The organism is Streptomyces sp. NPDC052496, from assembly GCF_040679095.1.
Taxonomy (GTDB): domain Bacteria; phylum Actinomycetota; class Actinomycetes; order Streptomycetales; family Streptomycetaceae; genus Streptomyces.
Map to the genome: position 1 here is coordinate 90,596 of NZ_JBFAUH010000029.1, position 19,783 is coordinate 110,378.

Here is a 19,783-nt window from a genome sequence, read left to right on the forward strand (position 1 = left end):
CGGGTGCGTGCCCGGGGCACCGGCCTTCGGTCGGTGGGGTGTCGTGTCCGGTGGCGTGTCCGGGCGGGTCAGGGGCGCAGTTGGCCTGGGCGTACGGCGACGGCTTGGGCTGTGACGGGGGTGCTGTTGCGGAAGTGCAGGGTGAGGGTGAGGCGGTCGCCCGGGGCGAGGTGGGGTGGTGGGCTGACCATGATGTCCAGGCCGGTGGGTGCCATGCGCAGTTCGCCGCGTGCCGGGACGGTGACGGGGCCGGCCATCTCCATCCGGTGCGCTCCCTCGGCGACCTCGACATCGCGGCCGACCATGGCCTGGAGCCCGGCGGGGCCGGTGACGCCGGTCAGTTCGTCGGCGGTGGTGCCGGTGTTGCTGATGGTGAAGAAGGCGGCGGTGGCTTCTGTGTTGGAGGCGGTGAGGATGCGGCCGTCGGTGACGTGGAGCTGGGGCGGGGTGCCCGCGTTGCCGGTAACGGTCCAGGCGGTGAGACAGCCGAGCGTCAGCGCACCGGTGAGGAGGGGGACGGCGGCGGAGCGTAGGGCGGGGGCGGGTCTCATGGGGTGTCCTGGGGAGTTGCGGGGTGGGGGTGAGAGTGGGGGCGGGGGTGGGAGGCGCGGGCTGCGGCCTGTGTGCCGGTTCGCCGGGTGCCCCGTCGGGGGTCCTTGGGCCGGCCGCCGCCCGGTTGCCATGCCCGTAGCCGCAGGCTGTTGCCCACCACCAGCAGCGAACTCGCGGACATCGCGGCAGCCGCGATCATCGGATCCAGCCGTCCCACGGCGGCGAGCGGCACGGTGACCAGGTTGTAGCCGAAGGCCCAGACGAGGTTGGCGCGGATGGTGCCCAGGGTGCGCCGGGCCAGCCGTACGGCGTCGGGTACGGCCTGGAGGTCCTCGCGCAGCACGGTGACGTCGGCCGCGCCGATCGCCGCGTCCGTACCGCTGCCCATGGCGATGCCGAGGTCGGCGCGGGCCAGGGCGGCCGCGTCGTTGATGCCGTCCCCGACCACCGCGACCCGGCCACCCTGTTCCTTCAGCGTGGTGACCAGCGCGGCCTTCTCCTCCGGGAGGGCTCCGGCGTGGATCTCGGTGATGCCGAGGTGCCCGGCGACGGCCCGCGCGGTGGCGGCCCGGTCTCCGGTGGCCAGTACCGGCCGCAGGCCCAGGCGGCGCAGGTGGTCGACCGCCCGGTAGCAGTCGGGCCGCAGCGTGTCGCCGATGGCTACGACGGCCTGCGGGGTGCCGTCGACGGTGACCAGTACGGCGGTGTGGCCTGCGGTCTCGGCCGTACGGACGGCGTCCGCGAGCGAGGCGGGCAGCCCCGTCAGCTCGCCGGGCCGCCCGACGGTCACCGTCCGCCCGTCCACCTCGCCGGTCACGCCGTGCCCCGCGGTCGAGGCGAAGTGGCGTGCGGTGGGCGGCGGCCGGTGGTCGGCGAGGGCTGCGCGGCGCAGGTCGCCGTACGCGGTGATGGCGCGGGCCAGGGGGTGTTCTGAGCCGTGTTCCACGGCGGCGGCGAGGCGGATGGATTGGTCGGCGGTGAGGTTGGGGGTCGAGGTGGGGGCGCGTGTGGGGGCGGGGGTCAAGGTCGGGGCGGGGGTGGGGGCCTCCGTACGGGCCGTCACGGCGATCACGCTCATCCGTCCGGTGGTCAGCGTGCCGGTCTTGTCCAGCACCAGCGTGTCGATGCGCCGGAGCCGCTCCAGGGCCTGCGGTCCACTGACGAGGATGCCCAGCTGCGCGCCTCGCCCGGTGGCGGCCAGCAGCGCGGTGGGGGTGGCCAGTCCGAGCGCACAGGGGCAGGCGACGACCAGTACGGCCACGGCGGCGGTCACCGCGGCCTGCGGGTCGGCACCCGCCCCCAGCCAGAAGCCGAGCACGGTGACGGACACCGCCAGCACCGCCGGGACGAAGACCCCCGCCACCGCGTCGGCCAGACGCTGCACCTGGGTCTTGCCGGTCTGCGCCTCCTCCACGAGGCGGGTGATCCGGGCCAGCCGGGTGTCCGCGCCGACCGCGGCAGCCCGTACTTCGAGCAGGCCGCCCACGTTCACCGCGCCGCCGACGACCGCCGAACCCGGCTCGACCTCCACCGGACTGCTCTCGCCGGTGACGAGGGAGAGGTCGAGGGCGGAACTGCCCTCCAGCACCGTGCCGTCGGTGGCCACCCGCTCCCCGGGGCGTACGAGGAACCGGTCGCCGACTTGGAGCCGGGCTACCGGAATGCGGCGTTCCAAGGTGGCGGGAGCGTCCCCCGGCCCGCTGCCTGCTGGACCGGCGGCTGGTACCCGTACGGACACGTCATGACCGACCAGTTCGGCCAGTGCCCGCAGCGCGGACCCCGTACCCCGCCGGGCCCCAGCCTCCAGCCGCCGCCCCGCGAGAACGAACAGCGGTACGCCGACGGCCGCTTCCAGATAGATGTGCGCGGTGCCGCCGCTCAGGAAGAGCGCATACGCGGACCAGGCGAACGAGGCGGCCACGCCGAGGGAGACCAGGGTGTCCATCGTCGCCGCGCCGTGCCGCAGACCGCGTGCCGCGCGGCGGTGGAACGGCAGGGCACTCCAGACGGCGACCGGCGCGGTCAGCGCGAAGCAGAGCCACTGCCAGTTGCGGAACTGCCAGGCGGGGACCATCGAGAGGACGAGTACGGGGACGGACAGCAGCGCGGTGATGAGGAGGCGGTTGCGTTCGGTGTCTGGCGCGGCAATTCGTGGGGGCGATGTCATTTCTTCTGGGGTCGATGCCTCCCCTTTCGGGGGCGGTGCCTCCCCTTTCGGGGACGATGCCTCCCCTTTCGGGCACGAGACCTGCCCTCCCAGGTATGAGGCTTGCCCTTCAGGAAGAGGCGCATTCTCTGTTGTGGCGTGCGGTCGGCTTTCCGGGAGCTCCGCCGTGAATCCCGCCGCCTCCACCGTCGCCACGAGATCACTCACCGGCAGTGCGGGCGGGTGGCTGACGCGGGCTTTGCCGGTGGCCAGGTTCACCGTGGCGGTCACGCCGTCGAGCCGGCCGAGTTTCTTCTCCACCCGGTTCACGCATGCGGCGCAGGTCATCCCACCCACCGTCAGTACGGTGACGCGCTCGCTCATCCCATGCCGCCCGTGCCACCCGTGCCGTCCATGTCTTCCATGCCGTTCATGCCGTTCATGGAGTCGCCGCTTCCGGACTGTTGCGGGGTGCCGGGGAGCGAGCCGCTCGGCCGGAGGCCCGGCGCCACCGGTCCGGCGGCCGACCCCGCCCCGTACGCGCACACGAACAGGACGGCGAGCAGCGCCACGAACCCGATCACCGGTTTCGCGGGCAGCACGGATGAGAGACGCCGTACGAAAGGCATGGCTGCGCTCCGATACACAGACGACGAAAGGAGGAAAGAGAAGGGCTCCCCGAAGAACGGAGATCGAGACATCAGGCGAACGGAAAGGAAGGGAGAATGGCGGACCGGCAAGGCGGGTCTCCCGGAACGCACCGCGCTCCGCGAGCACCAACTCGACACCGACCGCCCCGAAGCAACCATCCTGGCACGGCACTCACCCTCCGCTCCGCCCCGAACCGCTCCCCCTCCCACGTGAGGTTTGTCCTGGCCACACGCCGGAACCCGACCGGGCGCCCGCCCGACTACCTGAGTTTCGGCGGCCTTTCACGAGAACGCCCGCGTAGCGATTCCCACAGCCCCGACGGAATTCCCGTAACCCGCCGGGAACTCCCCGCGATCTCCGCCCGACCTCTGAGTGAAGCGCGCACACGCCCGGCCTCCGGCGTGTACGCGGACACTCGATCGACCGCCGAGGAGCTCGGGCCATGTGTGGCATCACCGGATGGATCTCCTACTGGGAGGACCACGAAAACCGCGAGGCCCCCCACCCCTCCCTCAAATCCCTCATCAAGCACATGACTGCCGCACTGTCCCGCCGCGGCCCCGACGCCTCCGGCACCTGGTGCGGCCCGTACGCCGCGATCGGGCACCGGCGCCTGGCCGTTCTGGACCTCGAAGGCGGTACGCAGCCCATGGTCGCGCCCGCCGCCACCAGCCCCCTGCCACCGCTCTCCGGAGGAGCGGCACCGCCGCAGCACCACCCGCCGGAAGCCGTTCTGACCTACAGCGGCGAGATCTACAACCACCACACCCTGCGCGCCGAACTCCGTTCACGCGGGCACCGCTTCGCGACCCGCAGCGACACCGAAGTCGTGCTGCGGGCCTACCTGGAGTGGGGCGACGCCCTCACCGAGCACCTGGAAGGCATGTACGCCTTCGCCGTCTGGGACGCCCGGCGGGAGCGGCTCCTCCTGGTGCGCGACCGGCTGGGCGTCAAACCGCTGTTCTTCGCCGAGGTTCCTGGCGGTCTGGGCTTCGCTTCCGAGCCCAAGGCCCTGTTCGTGCACCCCGCTTGCCGGCCGCGCGTCGACGCGCGGGGGATGCGGGAGGCGTACGGCCTGGTCTTCGGTACCGGTCCCGGGGAGACGCTCTGGTCGGGCGTGCGGGAGGTGCAGCCGGGTGGCCTGGCCGTCTTCGACCGGAGCGGTCTGAGCGAGCGCGTCTACTGGCGCCTGGAGGCCCGTCCGCATCCGGACACCGGTGTGGCCGCGATGGTGGACGCCGTCCGCTCCCACGTGGAGCGGGCCGTCCGCACCCAGGCGGAGGCAGACGTTCCGTTGTGCACGCTGCTCTCCGGCGGTCTCGACTCCACCGTACTGACGGCGCTGCTGGCGGACGAACTCCGCGTACGGAAGGGCCCCGCGGCCAGGATCCGGTCGTACGCGGTCGACTTCACCGACCAAGTGGAACGTTTCACCGGCGATGTCCTGCGTACCGGCCCCGACACCCCGTACGCCGCCGAGGCCGCCGCCTTCATCGGCACCGACCACCACCTCGTCGTGCTCGACCCGCGCGAACTGCTGGACCCCGTACACCGAACGGCCGTGGTGGCCGCGCGCGACTCGCCCATCGGCGTCGGTGACATGGACACCTCGCTGTACCTCCTCTTCGGCGAGACGGCCCGGCACTCGACGGTCGCGCTGTCCGGCGAAGCGGCCGACGAGGTCTTCGGCGGCTACCCCTGGTTCCGCAGCCCCGCCGCGCGGGACGCCGGCACCTTCCCCTGGCTGCTGGTGACCGGTGACGAGGCGGCGATGCCGCTGCACCCGGCGCTGGCGGCAACGTTGCGGATCGGTGAATTCCGGGCCGACACGTACCGGTCGGCGCTGGCCGCCGTCCCGCACCTGGACGGCGAGACACCGGCGCAGCACCGCCGACGCGAACTCCAGCACCTGTCCCTGACCCGCTGGCTGCGCCAGCTGCTGCACCGCAAGGACCGGCTCAGCATGGCGCAGGGACTGGAGGTGCGGGTGCCGTACTGCGATCACCGCCTCGTCGAGTACGCCTTCAACGTCCCAGCCGCGCTCCAGGACTTCGACGGGCGGGAGAAGAGCCTGCTGCGCGCTGCCGGCGCCCGCCGCGCCCCGCGCTCCGTACTCCACCGCCCCAAGAACCACTACCCGGCCACCCACCACCCCGCCTACAACCGCGGCCTCCAGAACCTGGCGCGCGACGCGCTCGCTGCCGGCCAGGGCCGCGTCCGCGACCTGGTGGACGAGGGCGTCGTCAAGGCCTGCCTCGACACCCCGCTCGAGCACCTGCGGTGGAGCCACCGCCTGCGCCTGGAACGCGTCGTCGACTTGTCGCTCTGGCTGGAGCACCACCGGCCCGAGCTGGCTTTCTGATTCCCCCGCCCCCGTCGGCGTACGTACGGCCGGCGACCGGTCGGCCGGCCCCCACCGGCCTCCCTCTCCTCTGCCCCTCTCAAGGAGCCCCGCCCATGCCCCTCCCCGAACCGCTCCCCCTCTACGGTGAGGACTACAAGCGTGACCCGTACCCCCTCTACGCCGAGCTGCGCGAGCGCGGTCCGGTCCACCGTGTCCGGTTCCCGAGCGGCGTGTGCGCCTGGCTCGTCACCGGATACGAGGCCGCCCACCAGGCACTCAACGACCCGCGGCTGGGCAAGCACCACTCCCGTGGCAACGCGGCCTGGCGCGCCCGCGCCTCGATCATGCCGGAGCCGCAGCACTCGCAACTCCAGGTGCATCTGCTGCACCAGGACCCGCCCCGGCACACCGCCCTGCGCCGGCTGATCACCGACGCCTTCGCGCCCAGACGCGTCGCGGAACTCCGGCCTCGCTTCGAGGCCCTGGCGGAGGCGCTGCTGGACGAGTTGCCGCCCGTGAGCCCGGGGCGGCACGGTGGCCCCACCGATCTGGTCGCGTCGTTCGCCGCCCGCTTCCCCTTCCTCGTACTCGCCGAGGTCATCGGCCTGCCGGACGAATTCGCCCAGCGCTTCGACCGGGACTGGGGCAAGGTCGTCCAGCCCGTCGGCCCGGAGGACCCCGGCCGTCCGGCGTACGAGGCGCGACTGCGCGGCCTGCAGGACTACATCGCCGCACTGGTACGCCACAAGCGGGCGGGGGCGGCGGCCTGCGACGAGCAGGTACATGGCGAACGAGGCGAGCGCAGCGCACGAGGCGGGCGCAGCGCACGAGGCGGGTGCAACGAACGCGACGTCCGCGGCGAGCGCAACGAACCCAGCAAACCCAACGAACGACGTGGACACGGCGCCGACCTGCTCACCCGCCTCGTAACCGCCCACGACGAAGGCGCCCTGACCGACGCCGAACTGGACTCCATGATCTTTCAGCTCCTCGTCGCCGGCCAGGAACCCGTCACCAACCAGATCACGACGGCCCTGACCGCCCTGCTGCGCCACCCTCACCACGTCGCCGCTCTGCGCGCCAACCCCGCCCTCCTCCCCCGCGCTGTCGAGGAACTGCTTCGCTACGACAGCGCTTTCGAGCTGACGACCTGGCGTTTCCTCACCGAGGACGCGGACGTGTCCGGCACCCGCATCCCGGCCGGCGACTCCGTGATCGTCTCGCTGTGCGCGGCCAACCGCGACCCCGCCCGCTTCCCCGCCCCCGACACGCTGGACTTCGACCGGTCCCCCAACCCCCATCTCGCCTTCGGCCACGGCATCCACTTCTGCCCGGGCGCCACGCTGGCCCGTACCGAACTGCACATCGCCCTGGAGACGCTGCTACGCCGCCTGCCGGGCCTACGCCTTGCCGTACCGGACAGCGCGCTGAACTGGATACCGGCGGTACTCGCGCGGGGGGTGAGCGAGCTTCCGGTCAGGTACGGATCCGCTCCGGCGACGCTTCCGCAGGCGGAACGCGCCAGCTACCCCTTCAGCGGCAGCGCAGACGGAGCCGGAGCGAAAGACGGAGACGGAGCTGGAGCCAGAGACGGTGACGGAGACGGAGCCAGAGCCGGAGCCAGAACCGGAGCCGGAGCCGGAGCCGGAGCCGCCCGATGAAACACACGGCAACCGCCATCCTCACCACCCTGCTCCCCCACCGCCGCACCCTGGAGACACCGGCCACAGGCGAGGTCACCCCCGCCCACTTCCCTCACCAACTCCGCCAACTGGAAGCTCTGGTGGCCGCCCGAAACCCCATCCGCCTCACGCTCCCCGGTTTCCCCTGCAAGTCCCCCAACCCGGCCAAGGTCATCGGCCGGCTCCCCGACGAAGGTGAGCGCCTGGCCCTGCACTTCCTCGACCGGCTCTGTGCACGGATCGGGGAGCTGTACGCACCGGGCGCGCAGCTCGTCATCTGCTCGGACGGGCACCTTTTCAGCGATCTGATCGGCGTCCCGGACCCGCACGTCGACGCGTACAACGACGCGTTGCGCTCCATGATCCGTACGGCCGGACTGACCCACCTCAGCACCTTCGACCTACGGGACGTCTACGGAGACCTCCCCTGCGACACCAAACGCGCGGAGGTGCACCGCCGGTACGCCCCGTCCCTGGAGTCGCTGCGCGCCGAGATCCGGGGAACGGCCGCCGACGACGGGGGCAGCCGCAGCCACGGCGGGGACGGCGACAGTCGCAGCGGTGACGGCGACGCCCGCGGCAGCGAGACGCTGCGCCTCTACCGGGGCATCACCCGCTTCCTCTTCGAGGACGCCACCGGCTTCGAGGGCACCCGCTCCGCCCTGCAACGCGCGTGCCGCAGCCGCGCCTACGGCGTCATCCAGCGCAGCCGCGCGTGGGGCGCGCTGATCGCCGAGCACCACCCGGACGCCGTACGGCTGTCCATCCACCCGCAGCCGCGCGGCGCGGCGAAGTTCGGGATCCGGCTGCTCGACGCGCCCGACGTGTGGATGACGCCGTGGCACGCGTGCGTACTGCGGGACGCGAACGGCGGCGTACGGCTGCTGCGCGCGGCGGACGCGGCGCGGCGCGGGCGGCTCGTACACCGGGACGGCCGCCCGAGCCACTACGCGGAGGAGGCGGGGCGACCGGTGCCGGCCGGGGACGCCGCGGCGGCGGTCTGCCGCTGATCGACAGCGATCAGCGGGTCGCCCGTCAGCGGGTGGTCGACCACCGCCGCCCGTACCCCGAACACCTCGGCCAGCAGCTCCGGCGTCAGCACGTCGCGCGGCGCGCCCGACGCCACCACCGCCCCCTCGGAGAGCACGTGGAGCCGGTCGCAGACGGAGGCCGCCGCGTTCAGGTCGTGCAGAGAGACGAGCGTCGTACAGGCCCGGCCGCGCAGCAGGGCCAGCAGCTCGACCTGGTGCCGTACGTCCAGGTGGTTCGTCGGCTCGTCCAGTACGAAGACGTCCGGGTCCTGGGCGAAGGCGCGGGCGAGCAGGGCCCGCTGCCGCTCCCCGCCGGAGAGCGCCGAGAACCGCCGGCCGCCGTGCTCGGCCAGCCCCACATCGGCCAGGGCCCGGGCCACCGTCTCCCGGTCGGCGCGGTCGTCGCCCGCGAAGGCCCGCTTGTACGGGGTACGGCCCATCGCCACCACTTCGTGGACGGTGAGTTCGAAGTCGCCGCCGCGTTCCTGGGGCAGGGCGGCGACGTGCCGCGCGGTGCGCGTGGGCGGCATGGCCCGGATGTCCTCACCGGCGAGCAGCACACGGCCCGCTTCGGGGCGCAGGTGCCGGTAGACCGTACGGAGCACCGTGGACTTGCCGCTGCCGTTCGGGCCGACGACCCCCGCGATCTCGCCCGGCGCGGCCATCAGACGCACTCCGGCCACGACGCACCGGCCGGCGTAGGACACCCGCAGGTCCTCGATGTCGATCCGCATGCCGGTCGCTGTGTCTGTACCTGCGTCTGTCTCCGTACCTGCACCCATACCTATGCGCGTACCTGTTTCCGTACCCGCACCTACCCCCTTGCCCATACGCCCGCTTCCGCTCATCCTCCCGCGCGTCCTCCCGCTCACCTTCCGGCCCCCAGCCGCCGGTCCAGCACGTACAGCAGCACCGGCGCGCCGATCAGCGCCGTCACCACGCCCACCGGCAGTTCCTGGGTGTCCATAGCGGTACGGCACACGATGTCCACCACCACCAGCAGCAACGCCCCGGTCAGCGCGGCCAGCGGCAACAGCCTGCGATGGTCGCCCCCGACGATCAGCCGGCACAGATGCGGCACCATCAGCCCTACGAAGGCGACCGCCCCGGACACCGACACCAGAACGCCGGTGAGCAGGCTCGTCACCACGAACAGCATGCGGCGCAGCCGGACGACGTCCACGCCGACGCTCGCCGCCGTCTCGTCCCCCATCGTCAGCGCGTTCAGCGCACGGGCCCGCGCCTGGAGGACCAGCAGCCCGGCCGGTACGGCGAGGGCCGGCAGCAGGAGCGTGCCCCACGTGGCACCGCCGAGGCTGCCCATCAGCCAGAACAGCACGCCACGCGTCTGCTGCTCATCCCCGGCCTGCAGTACGAGATAGCTGGTGAACCCGGCCAGGAACTGCCCGATACCGACTCCGGCCAGCACCAGCCGCAACGGCGCGAAGCCGCCGCCTCGGCGGGCCAGCGTCCACACCAGCGCGAACGAGGCGAGCGCCCCCGCGAAGGCCGCCAGCGACAGCCCCACGCCTCCGCCCAGACCGAATACGCCGCCCGCCCCCGCCACGGTGCCCGCACCCAGCACGATCGCGGCCACCGCGCCCAGCGAAGCCCCGTTGGAGATGCCCAGCAGGTAGGGGTCCGCCAGAGGGTTGCGCACCAGCGCCTGCGTGGCCGTACCGACGAGTCCGAGGCCCGCGCCGACCAGCGCCGCGAGCAGCGCCCGCGGAACCCGTAGCTGCCAGACGATCAGGTCGTCCGTACCCGGCCGGGGCGGCGCGCCCCCCAGCCGCCGGAACACCACCGACCACACCTCGGCCGGAGCGATGTCGGTGGCACCGAGCGCGACGGCCGCGGTCAGCGCGACGAACAGCGCGGCCAGCAGCCCGCCGGCAAGCCATACGGTACGAGCCGCCCCGACGGCACGAGCCGCCCCACCGCTACTTTCCGAGCCACCGGTACCCTCCGAGCCACCGGTACCAGCCTCACCCGCAACAACGGCCGGCGCCCCCATCAGCGCCCCGCCCCATCCTCGCCCGTACGTCCCTCACCCGTGCGTCCTCCGCCCGTACGCCCCTTGGCCAGACGATCCGGATAAAGCGTCTCCGCGATCCGCCGCACGGTATCCGCGTTCCCCATCCCCGCGATGGTCGTCTGCTCCGAGCCGATACGCAGGAACTTGCCTTCCTTCACCGCACGCAGTCCCGCCGTCGCCGGAAACTCCCTGAGGAACTTCTCGGCCTCGTCGAATGCCTTCTCGTTGGCCGCGGCACTCCCCCGGTTCCGTACGCCGAGCTGAATCCAGTCCGGGTTCTTTCCGACCACGTCCTCCCACGACACCGGCTTGAAGTCGCTCGCACAGTCCGCGAAGACGTTCCGCGCCCCGGCTTCCGTCAGTACCGCGTTGGCCACCTGCCGGTTGCAGACCGCGACGGGCTGCTTCGTCCCCGCGTCGAAATCGAAGAAGAAGTACGACGGCCGCTTCGCCACGGGCACGTCCGCAATGGCCTTGCGTACCGAGGACACCTTCTTCTCCATCTCCGCCACCAGCTGCAACGCGCGCTTCGAGGTGCCCGTGACCTGCCCGAGCCGCCGGATGTCCCCCTCCACCGCGGACAAGTCCTGCTGCGGCGCCTTCTTGCGTGGCGCGCACGCCGTCGAGGCCAGGTAGACGTGCTTGATGCCCGCCGCAGCGAATTCTTCCTCGGTCGGGCCGGCCGCCGCTCCGCCCATGTTGCCCATGGAAGCGAACGTGTCGATATAAACCTCGGCTCCGGAGCCGAGCAGCTTTTCCTTCGGAATCACCGTTTTCCCCAGTACCGGGACACGCTGCGCCTGGGCATCGAGTTCAGGCGGCAACGTTCCCTTCCCCGGCGGAAACCCGGTACCGGCCACCCGGTCGCCCGCTCCCAGCCGAAGCAGCATTTCCAGGCTCGCCGCATTGCTCGTGACGATTTTCCGCGGGGCCGCGGAGAACGTCGTCCGCCGCCCGTCGCAATCGGTGACCGAGACGGGAAAACCACCGGCTCCACCCCCTTGGTCGTTCGCGGCACCGCCTGCCGTACGCCCGCTACCGCCATCGCCACCGCTGCCGCTGTCGCAACCAGTGGCCAGCCCGGCAACCGCCAGCCCCACCAGCACCGCCACCACCGTCCGCCCCCTGACCACCGACCTCGTCGCCCCCACCGAGCCCACCGAGCCCACCGAACTTCCAAAACCCACCGAACTCACCGAACTCACCGAACTCACCGAATCTACTGACCCCACCGAGCCCCCCAACCCCTCACCACAACGCATACGTCCGCTCTCCCTGCCTCTCGACTGCCCGACGGCTCGCCCTTGCGAGCCCAGGACCAGGTAGTCGAGCGGAGAGCGCCACGGGTTCCCGGGACATTGATCCGATGACCATGCCGCTACCTGGCGTTAGAGTGTCCGGGCCGTGGTGTCGGGAAGACCGGTGAAGACCTTCGGGTCCAGACCGGAGCGGCCCTCGCCACTGTGATCGGGAAGTTCCCGCCCCATTCCGTACGTGCCCCGCGCCCGTACGGAGCCACTGGCCGCAGCCCGCGGCCGGGAAGGCCGGGGCGGGCGCGTACACCCGTCAGCCAGGAGACCGGCCACGGCATCTCACGAATTGATCCACGAGGTGCTGGAGCGTGACCACCGGATGTCCCTGTCCGCCGATTCCCCTACCCCTTCCTCCTCTTCTCCCCCTCCCCTCTCATCACCCGCCCCACCCGCCTCAACCGCCTCAACCGCCTCAACCCCTCTCCCCGGATTCCGCTGGCGGCGCCAGGACACCGTGCGGACCGCGGGACTGATGGCGGTCATCGCCGCACTGCACGTCGTCGCCTTCGGCGTGCTCTTCCTCCTGGTCGTGCCGAACCACTACACCGTGGGTTCGCAGGTCTTCGGAGTCGGCCTCGGCGTCACCGCGTACACCCTCGGCATGCGGCACGCCTTCGACGCCGACCACATCGCCGCCATCGACAACACCACCCGCAAACTGATGGCCGACGGCAAGCGCCCGGTCTCGGTGGGCTTCTGGTTCGCGCTCGGGCACTCCAGCGTGGTCGTCGCCATGGCGGCGCTGGTGGCCGGCGGCGCACAGCTGGCCGGCACCCTGCTCGACGACGGATCGAGCACCCACCAGGTGCTCGGCACCGTGGGCACCACGGTCTCCGGCACCTTCCTCTACCTCATCGCCGCGCTGAATCTCGTCGCGCTGGCAGGTATCTGGCGGGTGTTCCGCGCGATGCGGCAGGGCCGGTACGACGAGGCGGAGCTGGAGCAGCACCTCGACTCCCGCGGCTTCATGAACCGCGTACTGGGGCGCTTCACCCGCTCCATCACCCGGCCCGGCCAGATGTACCCGCTCGGCCTGCTCTTCGGCCTCGGCTTCGACACCGCGACCGAGGTGACGCTGATGGTGATGGCGGGCAGCGGCGCGGCGGCCGGGCTGCCGTGGTACGCGATCCTGGTGCTGCCGTTGCTGTTCGCGGCGGGGATGAGCCTGTTCGACACGCTGGACGGTACGTTCATGAACTTCGCGTACCAGTGGGCGTTCTCGAACCCGGTACGCAAGGTCTACTACAACCTCACGATCACCGGCCTGTCGATCGCCGTCGCCTTCTTCATCGGGACCATCGAGCTGGTCACCGTCCTGCACGAGAAGCTGGACCTGACGGACGGCCTGACCGGCTGGATCTCGTCGATCGACCTGGACAACGTGGGCTTCATCATCGTCGGCCTGTTCGTGGTCGTCTGGGCGGCGGCCCTGGCGTACTGGCGGCTGGCCGGAGTGGAAAAGCGCTGGTCGGCGAGGGCCACGGAGGCCCGGGAACCGGCCTGAGCCACCGGATCCCGTGGCCCCGCCACCACCGGAGCTCCCGAGCTCCCGAGCTCCCCTGGTCCCACCGGGCCCACGGGATCCGCCACCTCGACCCCACTCCACCCTCAGGTCGCCGACCCGGCCGCCGCACCCGTCTTCAGGTCACGTCCCCAGCGCGCCAGCTCCGCTTCGAGGTCGAGCGGACGGAGCCGGTCCGGTTCGTCCGGCCCCGGCCACTCCGTACGCGGCACCCGCCACATGACCTCGAACTCGTTGCCGTCCGGATCCTTGGCGTACAACGACTTGGACACCAGATGATCGGTGGCGCCGACCAGCGCCCCCCGCTGCACCAGGTCCGCGGCCACGTCCGCCAGCTCGCCGAGCGTCCCGACCTCCCAGGCCAGGTGGTAGAGCCCCACCCGGCCGTGCTCGGGGCCGGGCGCCGCGGCACCGACCGCGAACAGCCCGAGATCGTGATCGTTGGCCGTCCCCTCCGCACTCAGGAACGCGGCCCTCCCCGGGATCTCGGTATCCACCCGGAACCCCAGCGCCTCCGTATAGAAGGCCACCGCGCGCGCCACGTCCCGTACGTAAAGCACCGCATGATTCAGCCGCCGAACTGCCACATCAATCCCTCCCCTTCCCGCTTCTCACTCACCGCTCACTCCATCTCGCACTCGGCCTGGCACTCGACACTCGGCACTCGCACTCGGCACTCACTCGGCACTCGGCTCAGTCGCGCACCAGCAACATCACGAACGCCACGACCACCCCGAAGACCAGGGCAGCCACCCCGTACGCAAGTCGATGCGTACGCAGGACCGGGAGCAGCCGGTCGACCGCGTACCGACCGGGGCCGGTCAGCGCCAAGGCCGCCGCGCCCGCCGTGAGCAGCAGCTCGTACTCCACACCCTCAGGCGCGAAGAACCCGCCGCCCCACTTCACCGCCAGCGCGTTCACCATCGTCCCGACGACCGCCGCGCCCGCCAGCGGCGTCAGCAGCCCCAGGACCAGCCCCAGGCCGCCCAGCGTCTCGCTGAGGCCGGCCACCACGGCCATGGCCTTGCCGGCCGGGTAGCCGCTGGCCTCGAAGAACTGCCCGGTTCCGTCCAACCCGGGCCCGCTGAACCATCCGAACAGCTTCTGCGCGCCGTGCGCGGCCATGATCAAGCCGACCGCGAGCCGCAACACGAGCAGCCCGACGTCGTACGCGTGCGGGGTGGCGGCATGCCGGTCGTCGACACCGCTGCCGTAATCACGAAGAGGACTGAGGGGGGAAGTCATACGAGCACTCACTTCTATCTGGCCTGTCCGGCCTGTCCTGTCCGGCCTATCTGATCCATCCGGTCTACCTGCTCAGCGCGGCCCGCCCGACCCGGCGACCCCACCAACGCCCTTCAACCTTCAACCAAAATACTTGAAACTTCAAGTCACACCCCAACGATACCCACCACGCCACCCCCAAACACCCCAACCTCACTCCCAAACCTCACCCTCCGTCACCCAACCCTCACACTACGCACCCGCACACACCCGCACCCTGCCCCCACGCACACACCCTCATCCCTCCCCCTCCCCCTCCACCCCCACCCACGTGTCCTTATCGCCCCCACGCCACTCAACGAGCCCCGGCGCATCCAGATCAATGTCATCCGCGTCCGGCGCCAACCCCGCATGCCGCAGGAACTCGGCGACATCGCCACGCCCATGCGCCAACCCGACGATCTGCCCATGAACCGTGACCCGTCGCCGCCCGGACGACGAGGGCGGATGAACGATCACCGGCGGATGCTCAGCCATACCTTCAGCGTGCACCGCAACCAACCACCACGCACGTCGACTGGAGCCCGGCCTGGCAGCCACCACAACGAACGAACATCCTTCTCCAGGACGCTGCGGCTCGGAGACGCCCGCCCTCATTGATGACAGTCACTGATGTCACCCGAAGCCTGTCGCCTACAGCCTGGAAATTCTCCATTCCAGCCGCTGGCACACCGCGCTGACGGAAATAACGGCAGCAGGGGCAAGTGACGGCTGCGCTCCACGAATCGCGGGGGCCTGTCGAGACGCTGACAGCACAGCAATTGGCTGTACGTGCGCTCATCCTCCTGGACATTGGGCATACGGGAGCCGCTCACGAATGCGCCGAACGGGGCGTGCGACTGGGCCCGGATATACCGATCGTCAGGGCGGGCCACGGCCGAAGCAGCCTGGAACAGGGGGTGCTGAGCGATGCTTGGGCAGATGCCGAGGCCGCTCGACGCGCGGACGCCACCGATCCGCTTGCCATCTTCCTGCTGGCGAACCTCCTGCAGGAGCACGGGCAGTTCGAGGAGGCGTTGGGACTACTGTCGACCGCACTGGAGCGGGCGCCGTTCGAGACCGAACTGCGTATTGCCAGGGCCGACGTACTGAACGAAATGGATAGGAAGTCGGAAGCCTTACAGGACCTGAGCATCGTGGTGTCCCGCTGGCCGCACCACGCCGTCGGCCTGATATCCCAGGCCCTGGTACACATCACCTCGGGGAGCGAGGAGGATCTGCGATTCGCGTCCTGCCGTACGGCTTGCCCCGGACAGCCATGCAATGCTCGCGACGCGGGCGGCCATCGAACTGAACGACGAACAGCCCCAGCGCGCACTTGCCCTTATGCCCGAGCCGAGCCATTGCCGTCCGTCCGCCGTCGGAGCGATATGCCACAGCGAAGCCGTGTGCCACATGCTTCTGGACGACCCCGACCGTGCGCTCACTCGGTTGAACGCGGGCTTGTCTGCGTTCCCCCGCAGTCTGGAAATGCTTGCGACACGTTCCTGGCTGCTCCTGCTCACGGATCGGGACGAGCCCGCGCTGCGGGACGCCGAGATGGTGCTCCATCGGAAACGGACGAGTTCTTTTCCTTAGTGGTGCGAGGAACTGTTCAACTCGGCCGGGAACGATGGGCGGCCGCCGCCGATGACGCCGCTACCGCTCTCCGGCAACAGCCCGAACATCTCCCCTGCCTGTGGGTGCACGGAGCCGCCAGCCTCCAGCTGGGAGACCGAGCGCGGGCACAGTCGGACTGGGCAAAAATGCAGACCCGCAACGCCGCACACCCATTGACGGGGCTGCTCGCACAGTTACTGGCTGCCAGCAGCCGACAGGCCACGGACTGGGGAAGTCTCGTACACGAGGCGCTGCAATGGGTGGGCACCATCCGGACTGTCCTCGGCCTCTGACGCCGGGCCGGCGGGCCGGCGGGCCGTAGGCAACGTCGCGCCCCTCCGGTGGCAGCAGATGAGAAATCTGTACCGCTCCCCTACCGCGTCGCCGCGAGTGCTGATCTTCGAGCGATCCGGCTGCACGATGCCCGTGGCATGGCCCGTGGCATGGTTGCGCGAGCCTACTGACCGCCGCCGGGGTCGCTCCCCACGTCGTGCCGGAGATCCTTGAGCACAGCCAGATCGCGATCACGATGAACGCGTACACGCACATCGTGCAGGACACGCAGCGTGAGGCCGTGAGTACATGGGTCGGCTGCTCAGGAGGCGGCTCGGAAGCAGCTCATCAGTGACCGGCTGACCAGCGCCATTGATGTCGATCCTGGATGTCAAAGACCCCCGTCAAGATCGACGAGGGGTCTTCGCGCTGGTGGGCACAACAGGATTTGAACCTGTGACATCTGCTTTGTAAGAGCAGCGATGGTGAGGACTCTGACCTGCCACTTCAACGCCCGCGTAGATCATTTGGGAGATATCTGGGAGATCAACTGTCCCAGACGCTTTCCCACCCCAGCGACTTCATGGCGCGTTCGAAGATCTCCTGCAATCCGTTCAGTCGCTCCATCCTCATCGTAGGCGTTGGATGCTGGTACACGCGCTTGATTCCCGGTCGGCGGTGTCCAGCCTGCTCGAAGGCTAGTGGCTCCTTCACTCCGATCTCTGCCTGCAGCGAGTCGTGAAGATGCCGCAGCAGATCCATGTTCAGACCAGGGCAGAGCGGCTCCCACGCCTCCCTGGCGCTGCGCCCGCGGCTCCTCTTGCGCTCCTCCCGCCCGTCGGCGGCCGGCCGCATCACCTGACGGCCGAAGTTGCTGTTGCGCCACCATTTCCCGTTCGGCGTGCAGTACAGGTACTCATACTGGGGTGGCAGTAGCTCGATGCCCTCCAGCACCATCGCGTGCAAGAACGGTGGCAGGTCAATGTCCCGCAGACTCCCGTCCGTCTTGACCGGCTCCAGCCCGAAGAACATCGGCCCCCTTTTTCCGGTCGCCGGATCGCGGGTCTGGTACTCGGCCACCTCCTGGCGCACCTGGAGAACGGGGCACGTGAACCATCCCTCCCCGTACGGCTCGCGCCGCTCTCCGAGACTGTCCCGGGTGAACGCCAGCCCTTCGCCCCACCGCGGCCCGACGAAGCCCGTCATGATCATGTGGGTGCCATTGAGCCGTCCTACCCGCCGCGCGATGCGCAACAGGGCCTCGGGCGACACCGCCGGCCTCTCGGCCTTCGCCTGCTCCTTCCGCCTGATGCGCTCCTTCACCGCAGCCGACTTCGACCGGCGGCGACCCGCGAGCGGGTTCACGAGGATCCGGTCGGCGTCCACAGCCCCCGTCATGATCTGAGACATGAGCGTCAGACACTGGCTCGCGGTGACGTCGTCGTGGGTCAGCGACACCGCGTTCGCCCAGGTTTCGGCCTCGAACCAAGTGATCTTATTGAGCGGAGTGTGTTCCCACTTGGGCAACAGGTGCGTGTCCAGGCGGTCCCACCTCGTGGTGATGGTCCGCCCGCGAGGGGCCTTGGCCGCCATCCACTCGCGCGCCCACACGCCGAACAAGCCCGTCGAAAGGTCCGGGTCGATCCACCGGCCGGCTCGGATAGCAGCTTCCTGTTCCTCGCCCCAGTTCTCGGCCGTCTTCTTCGTCGGGAATCCGGGCTCGCTCCCCCACGTCCCGTCCGGCTTCTTGTACCGGGAGCGCCAGCTGACCTTGCCCTTGCTGCCCTTCGCCTGGCTGACGCGCTTCTCTGCGTACGCCACAACTTCCCCTCAGCGCCGAGCTGCGGTCGGCCGTACGGGCGTAAACGGCAGCCCCGGTATGAACTTGCCACCGAGGTGGCGAGCCACCTCTTCAACGATGTAGAGAACCCAGGCGTGGGCGCGCTTGACCAGCCAGACGCACACACCTTCGGGCAGGGACTGTACGTATCTCACTTCAACCCGCACCGGTTCCCCCCAAGGATCCGAGTACGGCGGCACCTTCACTACGTGTTGACCATGCAACCACACAAAATGTGCGCATGTGGAGGGTCACGCTTACTTTTCGGCGCCACCTTCGGAGGTTGTCCGCTCAGGTCCTGAGCGCCTGAGTTGCGCTTCGGTCTTCTCCCACCGGAGCAGGGCGCGCCGCACCTGCTCGGGGGTCGCTCCTTTACGGCCTTTGACGATGACCACCATCTGGGCGTCGGGATCGTCGTCATCGTCTCCGGGCAGTGCCAGCACGGCGGCGTCCAGGAGCGGCCCGTCCGCCAGCGCCGTCTTGATCCGCAGAGGCAGATCGGCGGGCGCCGCGCCCCCGGTGTCCGCGATGAAGGTCGCTGCTCGTTGGTCAGCGTCCACGTACGCGGGTTCCCCGCCGGCCAGGACCGTGTCGAGGGAGTCCGGCGTCCAGCGGAAGTGGGCTGCGGCTGCGCGGTGCGTAGGCGTCAGTTTCTTGAAGGCGAGGCCCCGCTCGATGTTCTGCACGGTGGCGCGGCTGACGCCCAGGGCTGCACCCAGTTCTTCCTGGCTCATCCCTGCCGCCTTGCGGTCGCGCCTGATGGCGTCGCCCAGCCATGCCCAGTCTCGCTCCATGACTCCTCATCATGCCTGACGCGGGTGCAACCCAGAAGCCAGGATCCAGCCCTTTGACCTTGGCCAAAGCCTAATTTTTGCGCTTCGAGGGTTGCAAAGCGGGTCTCACGGGGTCCGCGTTACCCGCCGACGGGCTCAGGACGTGCCACACCGGGCTCAAAATGTGCGCAGAATGGGTTGCGCCAACCGGGCGCGATGCATAGATTTTGAGCGTGAGACCGAACGGCGCCGCCATCAGGTACATACGGCGGGCTCAGATGCTGAGCCTGCGCTCCCTGTCCGAACAGACCGGACTCGACCGGGGCTACCTCTCTCGCCTCGAACGGGGTCACATCCGGCGCGCGGGAGACGACAACGTGCTGGCCATCGCGGCTGCGATGCGGGTGCCGCTCTCCGCAATCACCCACGAGGAGACGACGTGACCGCCATGGCCACGAAGAGTAAGGATCGGAGCGCCGACCTCGACGCCACTCCGCCCGTCCAGGACCTCGCCGAGCTGGTGCACTACACGCCCGAGGAAGTCGCGGCGAACCGCTGGCTCCCGTACACCGCTCGAACGCTGCGTGACAAGGCGAACGCGCGGGAGATCCCGCACTCGAAGGCGGGTGGCCGGATCACGTTCCGGCTCGCTCACATCCGCGAGACCGCCGAGATGGGCGACATCCGGCCCTTCATCAAGCCGCCCAAGAGCGCCTGACCGACTTCTGATGCGAGTCG

Annotated in this window: 18 protein-coding genes, 1 tRNA gene and 1 riboswitch; of the genes, 7 read left to right on the forward strand and 12 right to left on the reverse strand. The window is 70.1% G+C overall.

Translation table 11 applies throughout. The features are described from left to right. Positions 1-68 precede the first annotated feature (68 nt). Genes AB0L45_RS32095 through AB0L45_RS32105 form a run of 3 tightly spaced genes read right to left on the reverse strand, consistent with a single transcriptional unit; the run spans position 69 to position 3,327 of the window. The gene (locus AB0L45_RS32095) at positions 69-551 is read right to left on the reverse strand and encodes a copper chaperone PCu(A)C (RefSeq protein ID WP_365846225.1); all 483 of its coding nucleotides are present in this window, start codon (positions 549-551) and stop codon (positions 69-71) included. Further along, positions 548-3,082: a heavy metal translocating P-type ATPase gene (locus tag AB0L45_RS32100; RefSeq protein WP_365846227.1), complete on the reverse strand. Its 2,535-nt coding sequence runs from the start codon at positions 3,080-3,082 to the stop codon at positions 548-550. Before AB0L45_RS32100 ends, AB0L45_RS32095 begins: the two co-directional genes overlap by 4 nt. Next, complete coding sequence (locus AB0L45_RS32105) at positions 3,079-3,327, reverse strand: hypothetical protein (protein WP_365846229.1); 249 nt, start codon at positions 3,325-3,327, stop codon at positions 3,079-3,081. Before AB0L45_RS32105 ends, AB0L45_RS32100 begins: the two co-directional genes overlap by 4 nt. A 464-nt stretch (positions 3,328-3,791) precedes the next feature. Between AB0L45_RS32105 and asnB the strand changes: the two genes are divergently transcribed. The 3 genes from asnB (at position 3,792) to AB0L45_RS32120 (ending at position 8,385) form a co-directional block, all read left to right on the forward strand. After that, entirely contained in the window at positions 3,792-5,711 is a 1,920-nt protein-coding gene (gene asnB, locus AB0L45_RS32110; protein WP_365846231.1) for an asparagine synthase (glutamine-hydrolyzing), read from the forward strand. A 95-nt stretch (positions 5,712-5,806) separates the two neighbouring features. After that, complete coding sequence (locus tag AB0L45_RS32115; RefSeq protein WP_365846233.1) at positions 5,807-7,354, forward strand: cytochrome P450; 1,548 nt, start codon at positions 5,807-5,809, stop codon at positions 7,352-7,354. Continuing rightward, positions 7,351-8,385 (forward strand): isocyanide synthase family protein, encoded by a 1,035-nt coding sequence (locus AB0L45_RS32120; protein ID WP_365846235.1) that lies wholly within the window; start codon positions 7,351-7,353, stop codon positions 8,383-8,385. The genes AB0L45_RS32115 and AB0L45_RS32120 overlap by 4 nt, the downstream gene beginning before the upstream one ends. Here AB0L45_RS32120 and AB0L45_RS32125 read toward each other — a convergent pair. From AB0L45_RS32125 to AB0L45_RS32135, 3 genes are all read right to left on the reverse strand, one after another. Continuing rightward, a complete protein-coding gene (locus tag AB0L45_RS32125) occupies positions 8,322-9,140 on the reverse strand; it encodes an ABC transporter ATP-binding protein (RefSeq protein ID WP_365846237.1) in 819 nt (272 codons plus the stop codon). The genes AB0L45_RS32120 and AB0L45_RS32125 overlap by 64 nt on opposite strands. A 134-nt stretch (positions 9,141-9,274) precedes the next feature. Beyond that, positions 9,275-10,420, reverse strand: a complete 1,146-nt coding sequence (locus tag AB0L45_RS32130) for an iron ABC transporter permease (RefSeq protein WP_365846239.1) — start codon at positions 10,418-10,420, stop codon at positions 9,275-9,277. Further along, a complete protein-coding gene (locus tag AB0L45_RS32135; protein WP_365846241.1) occupies positions 10,420-11,556 on the reverse strand; it encodes an ABC transporter substrate-binding protein in 1,137 nt (378 codons plus the stop codon). The genes AB0L45_RS32130 and AB0L45_RS32135 overlap by 1 nt, the downstream gene beginning before the upstream one ends. Before the next feature lie 273 nt (positions 11,557-11,829). After that, a riboswitch (cobalamin riboswitch) is annotated at positions 11,830-12,043 on the forward strand. 30 nt (positions 12,044-12,073) lie between these two features. Here AB0L45_RS32135 and AB0L45_RS32140 point away from each other — a divergent pair. Beyond that, positions 12,074-13,258, forward strand: coding sequence for a HoxN/HupN/NixA family nickel/cobalt transporter (locus tag AB0L45_RS32140; RefSeq protein WP_365846288.1), 1,185 nt, complete (start codon positions 12,074-12,076; stop codon positions 13,256-13,258). A 104-nt stretch (positions 13,259-13,362) separates the two neighbouring features. Here AB0L45_RS32140 and AB0L45_RS32145 read toward each other — a convergent pair whose 3' ends face one another. The 3 genes from AB0L45_RS32145 to AB0L45_RS32155 form a co-directional block, all read right to left on the reverse strand. Then, complete coding sequence (locus AB0L45_RS32145) at positions 13,363-13,863, reverse strand: VOC family protein (protein WP_365846243.1); 501 nt, start codon at positions 13,861-13,863, stop codon at positions 13,363-13,365. Positions 13,864-13,969: 106 nt separating this feature from the next. Next, positions 13,970-14,521 carry a DoxX family protein gene (locus AB0L45_RS32150; RefSeq protein WP_365846245.1) on the reverse strand — a complete coding sequence of 184 codons (552 nt, stop codon included), beginning with the start codon at positions 14,519-14,521 and terminating at the stop codon, positions 13,970-13,972. Positions 14,522-14,797: 276 nt separating this feature from the next. Beyond that, positions 14,798-15,037, reverse strand: a complete 240-nt coding sequence (locus AB0L45_RS32155) for a hypothetical protein (RefSeq protein ID WP_365846247.1) — start codon at positions 15,035-15,037, stop codon at positions 14,798-14,800. 422 nt (positions 15,038-15,459) lie between these two features. Here AB0L45_RS32155 and AB0L45_RS32160 point away from each other — a divergent pair, with 422 nt between their 5' ends. After that, positions 15,460-16,452: a hypothetical protein gene (locus tag AB0L45_RS32160; RefSeq protein WP_365846290.1), complete on the forward strand. Its 993-nt coding sequence runs from the start codon at positions 15,460-15,462 to the stop codon at positions 16,450-16,452. A 410-nt stretch (positions 16,453-16,862) separates the two neighbouring features. On the opposite strand, the gene AB0L45_RS32165 is transcribed toward AB0L45_RS32160, so the two are convergent. The 3 genes from AB0L45_RS32165 to AB0L45_RS32175 form a co-directional block, all read right to left on the reverse strand. After that, positions 16,863-16,948 (reverse strand) — tRNA-Val (locus AB0L45_RS32165). Positions 16,949-16,978: 30 nt separating this feature from the next. Then, positions 16,979-18,253, reverse strand: a complete 1,275-nt coding sequence (locus tag AB0L45_RS32170; RefSeq protein ID WP_365846249.1) for a hypothetical protein — start codon at positions 18,251-18,253, stop codon at positions 16,979-16,981. Positions 18,254-18,529: 276 nt separating this feature from the next. Continuing rightward, complete coding sequence (locus tag AB0L45_RS32175; RefSeq protein ID WP_365846252.1) at positions 18,530-19,066, reverse strand: helix-turn-helix transcriptional regulator; 537 nt, start codon at positions 19,064-19,066, stop codon at positions 18,530-18,532. 212 nt (positions 19,067-19,278) lie between these two features. Between AB0L45_RS32175 and AB0L45_RS32180 the strand changes: the two genes are divergently transcribed. Next, entirely contained in the window at positions 19,279-19,488 is a 210-nt protein-coding gene (locus AB0L45_RS32180) for a helix-turn-helix transcriptional regulator (RefSeq protein WP_365846254.1), read from the forward strand. A 5-nt stretch (positions 19,489-19,493) separates the two neighbouring features. After that, the gene (locus AB0L45_RS32185; RefSeq protein WP_365846256.1) at positions 19,494-19,763 is read left to right on the forward strand and encodes a helix-turn-helix domain-containing protein; all 270 of its coding nucleotides are present in this window, start codon (positions 19,494-19,496) and stop codon (positions 19,761-19,763) included. Positions 19,764-19,783: the final 20 nt, after the last annotated feature.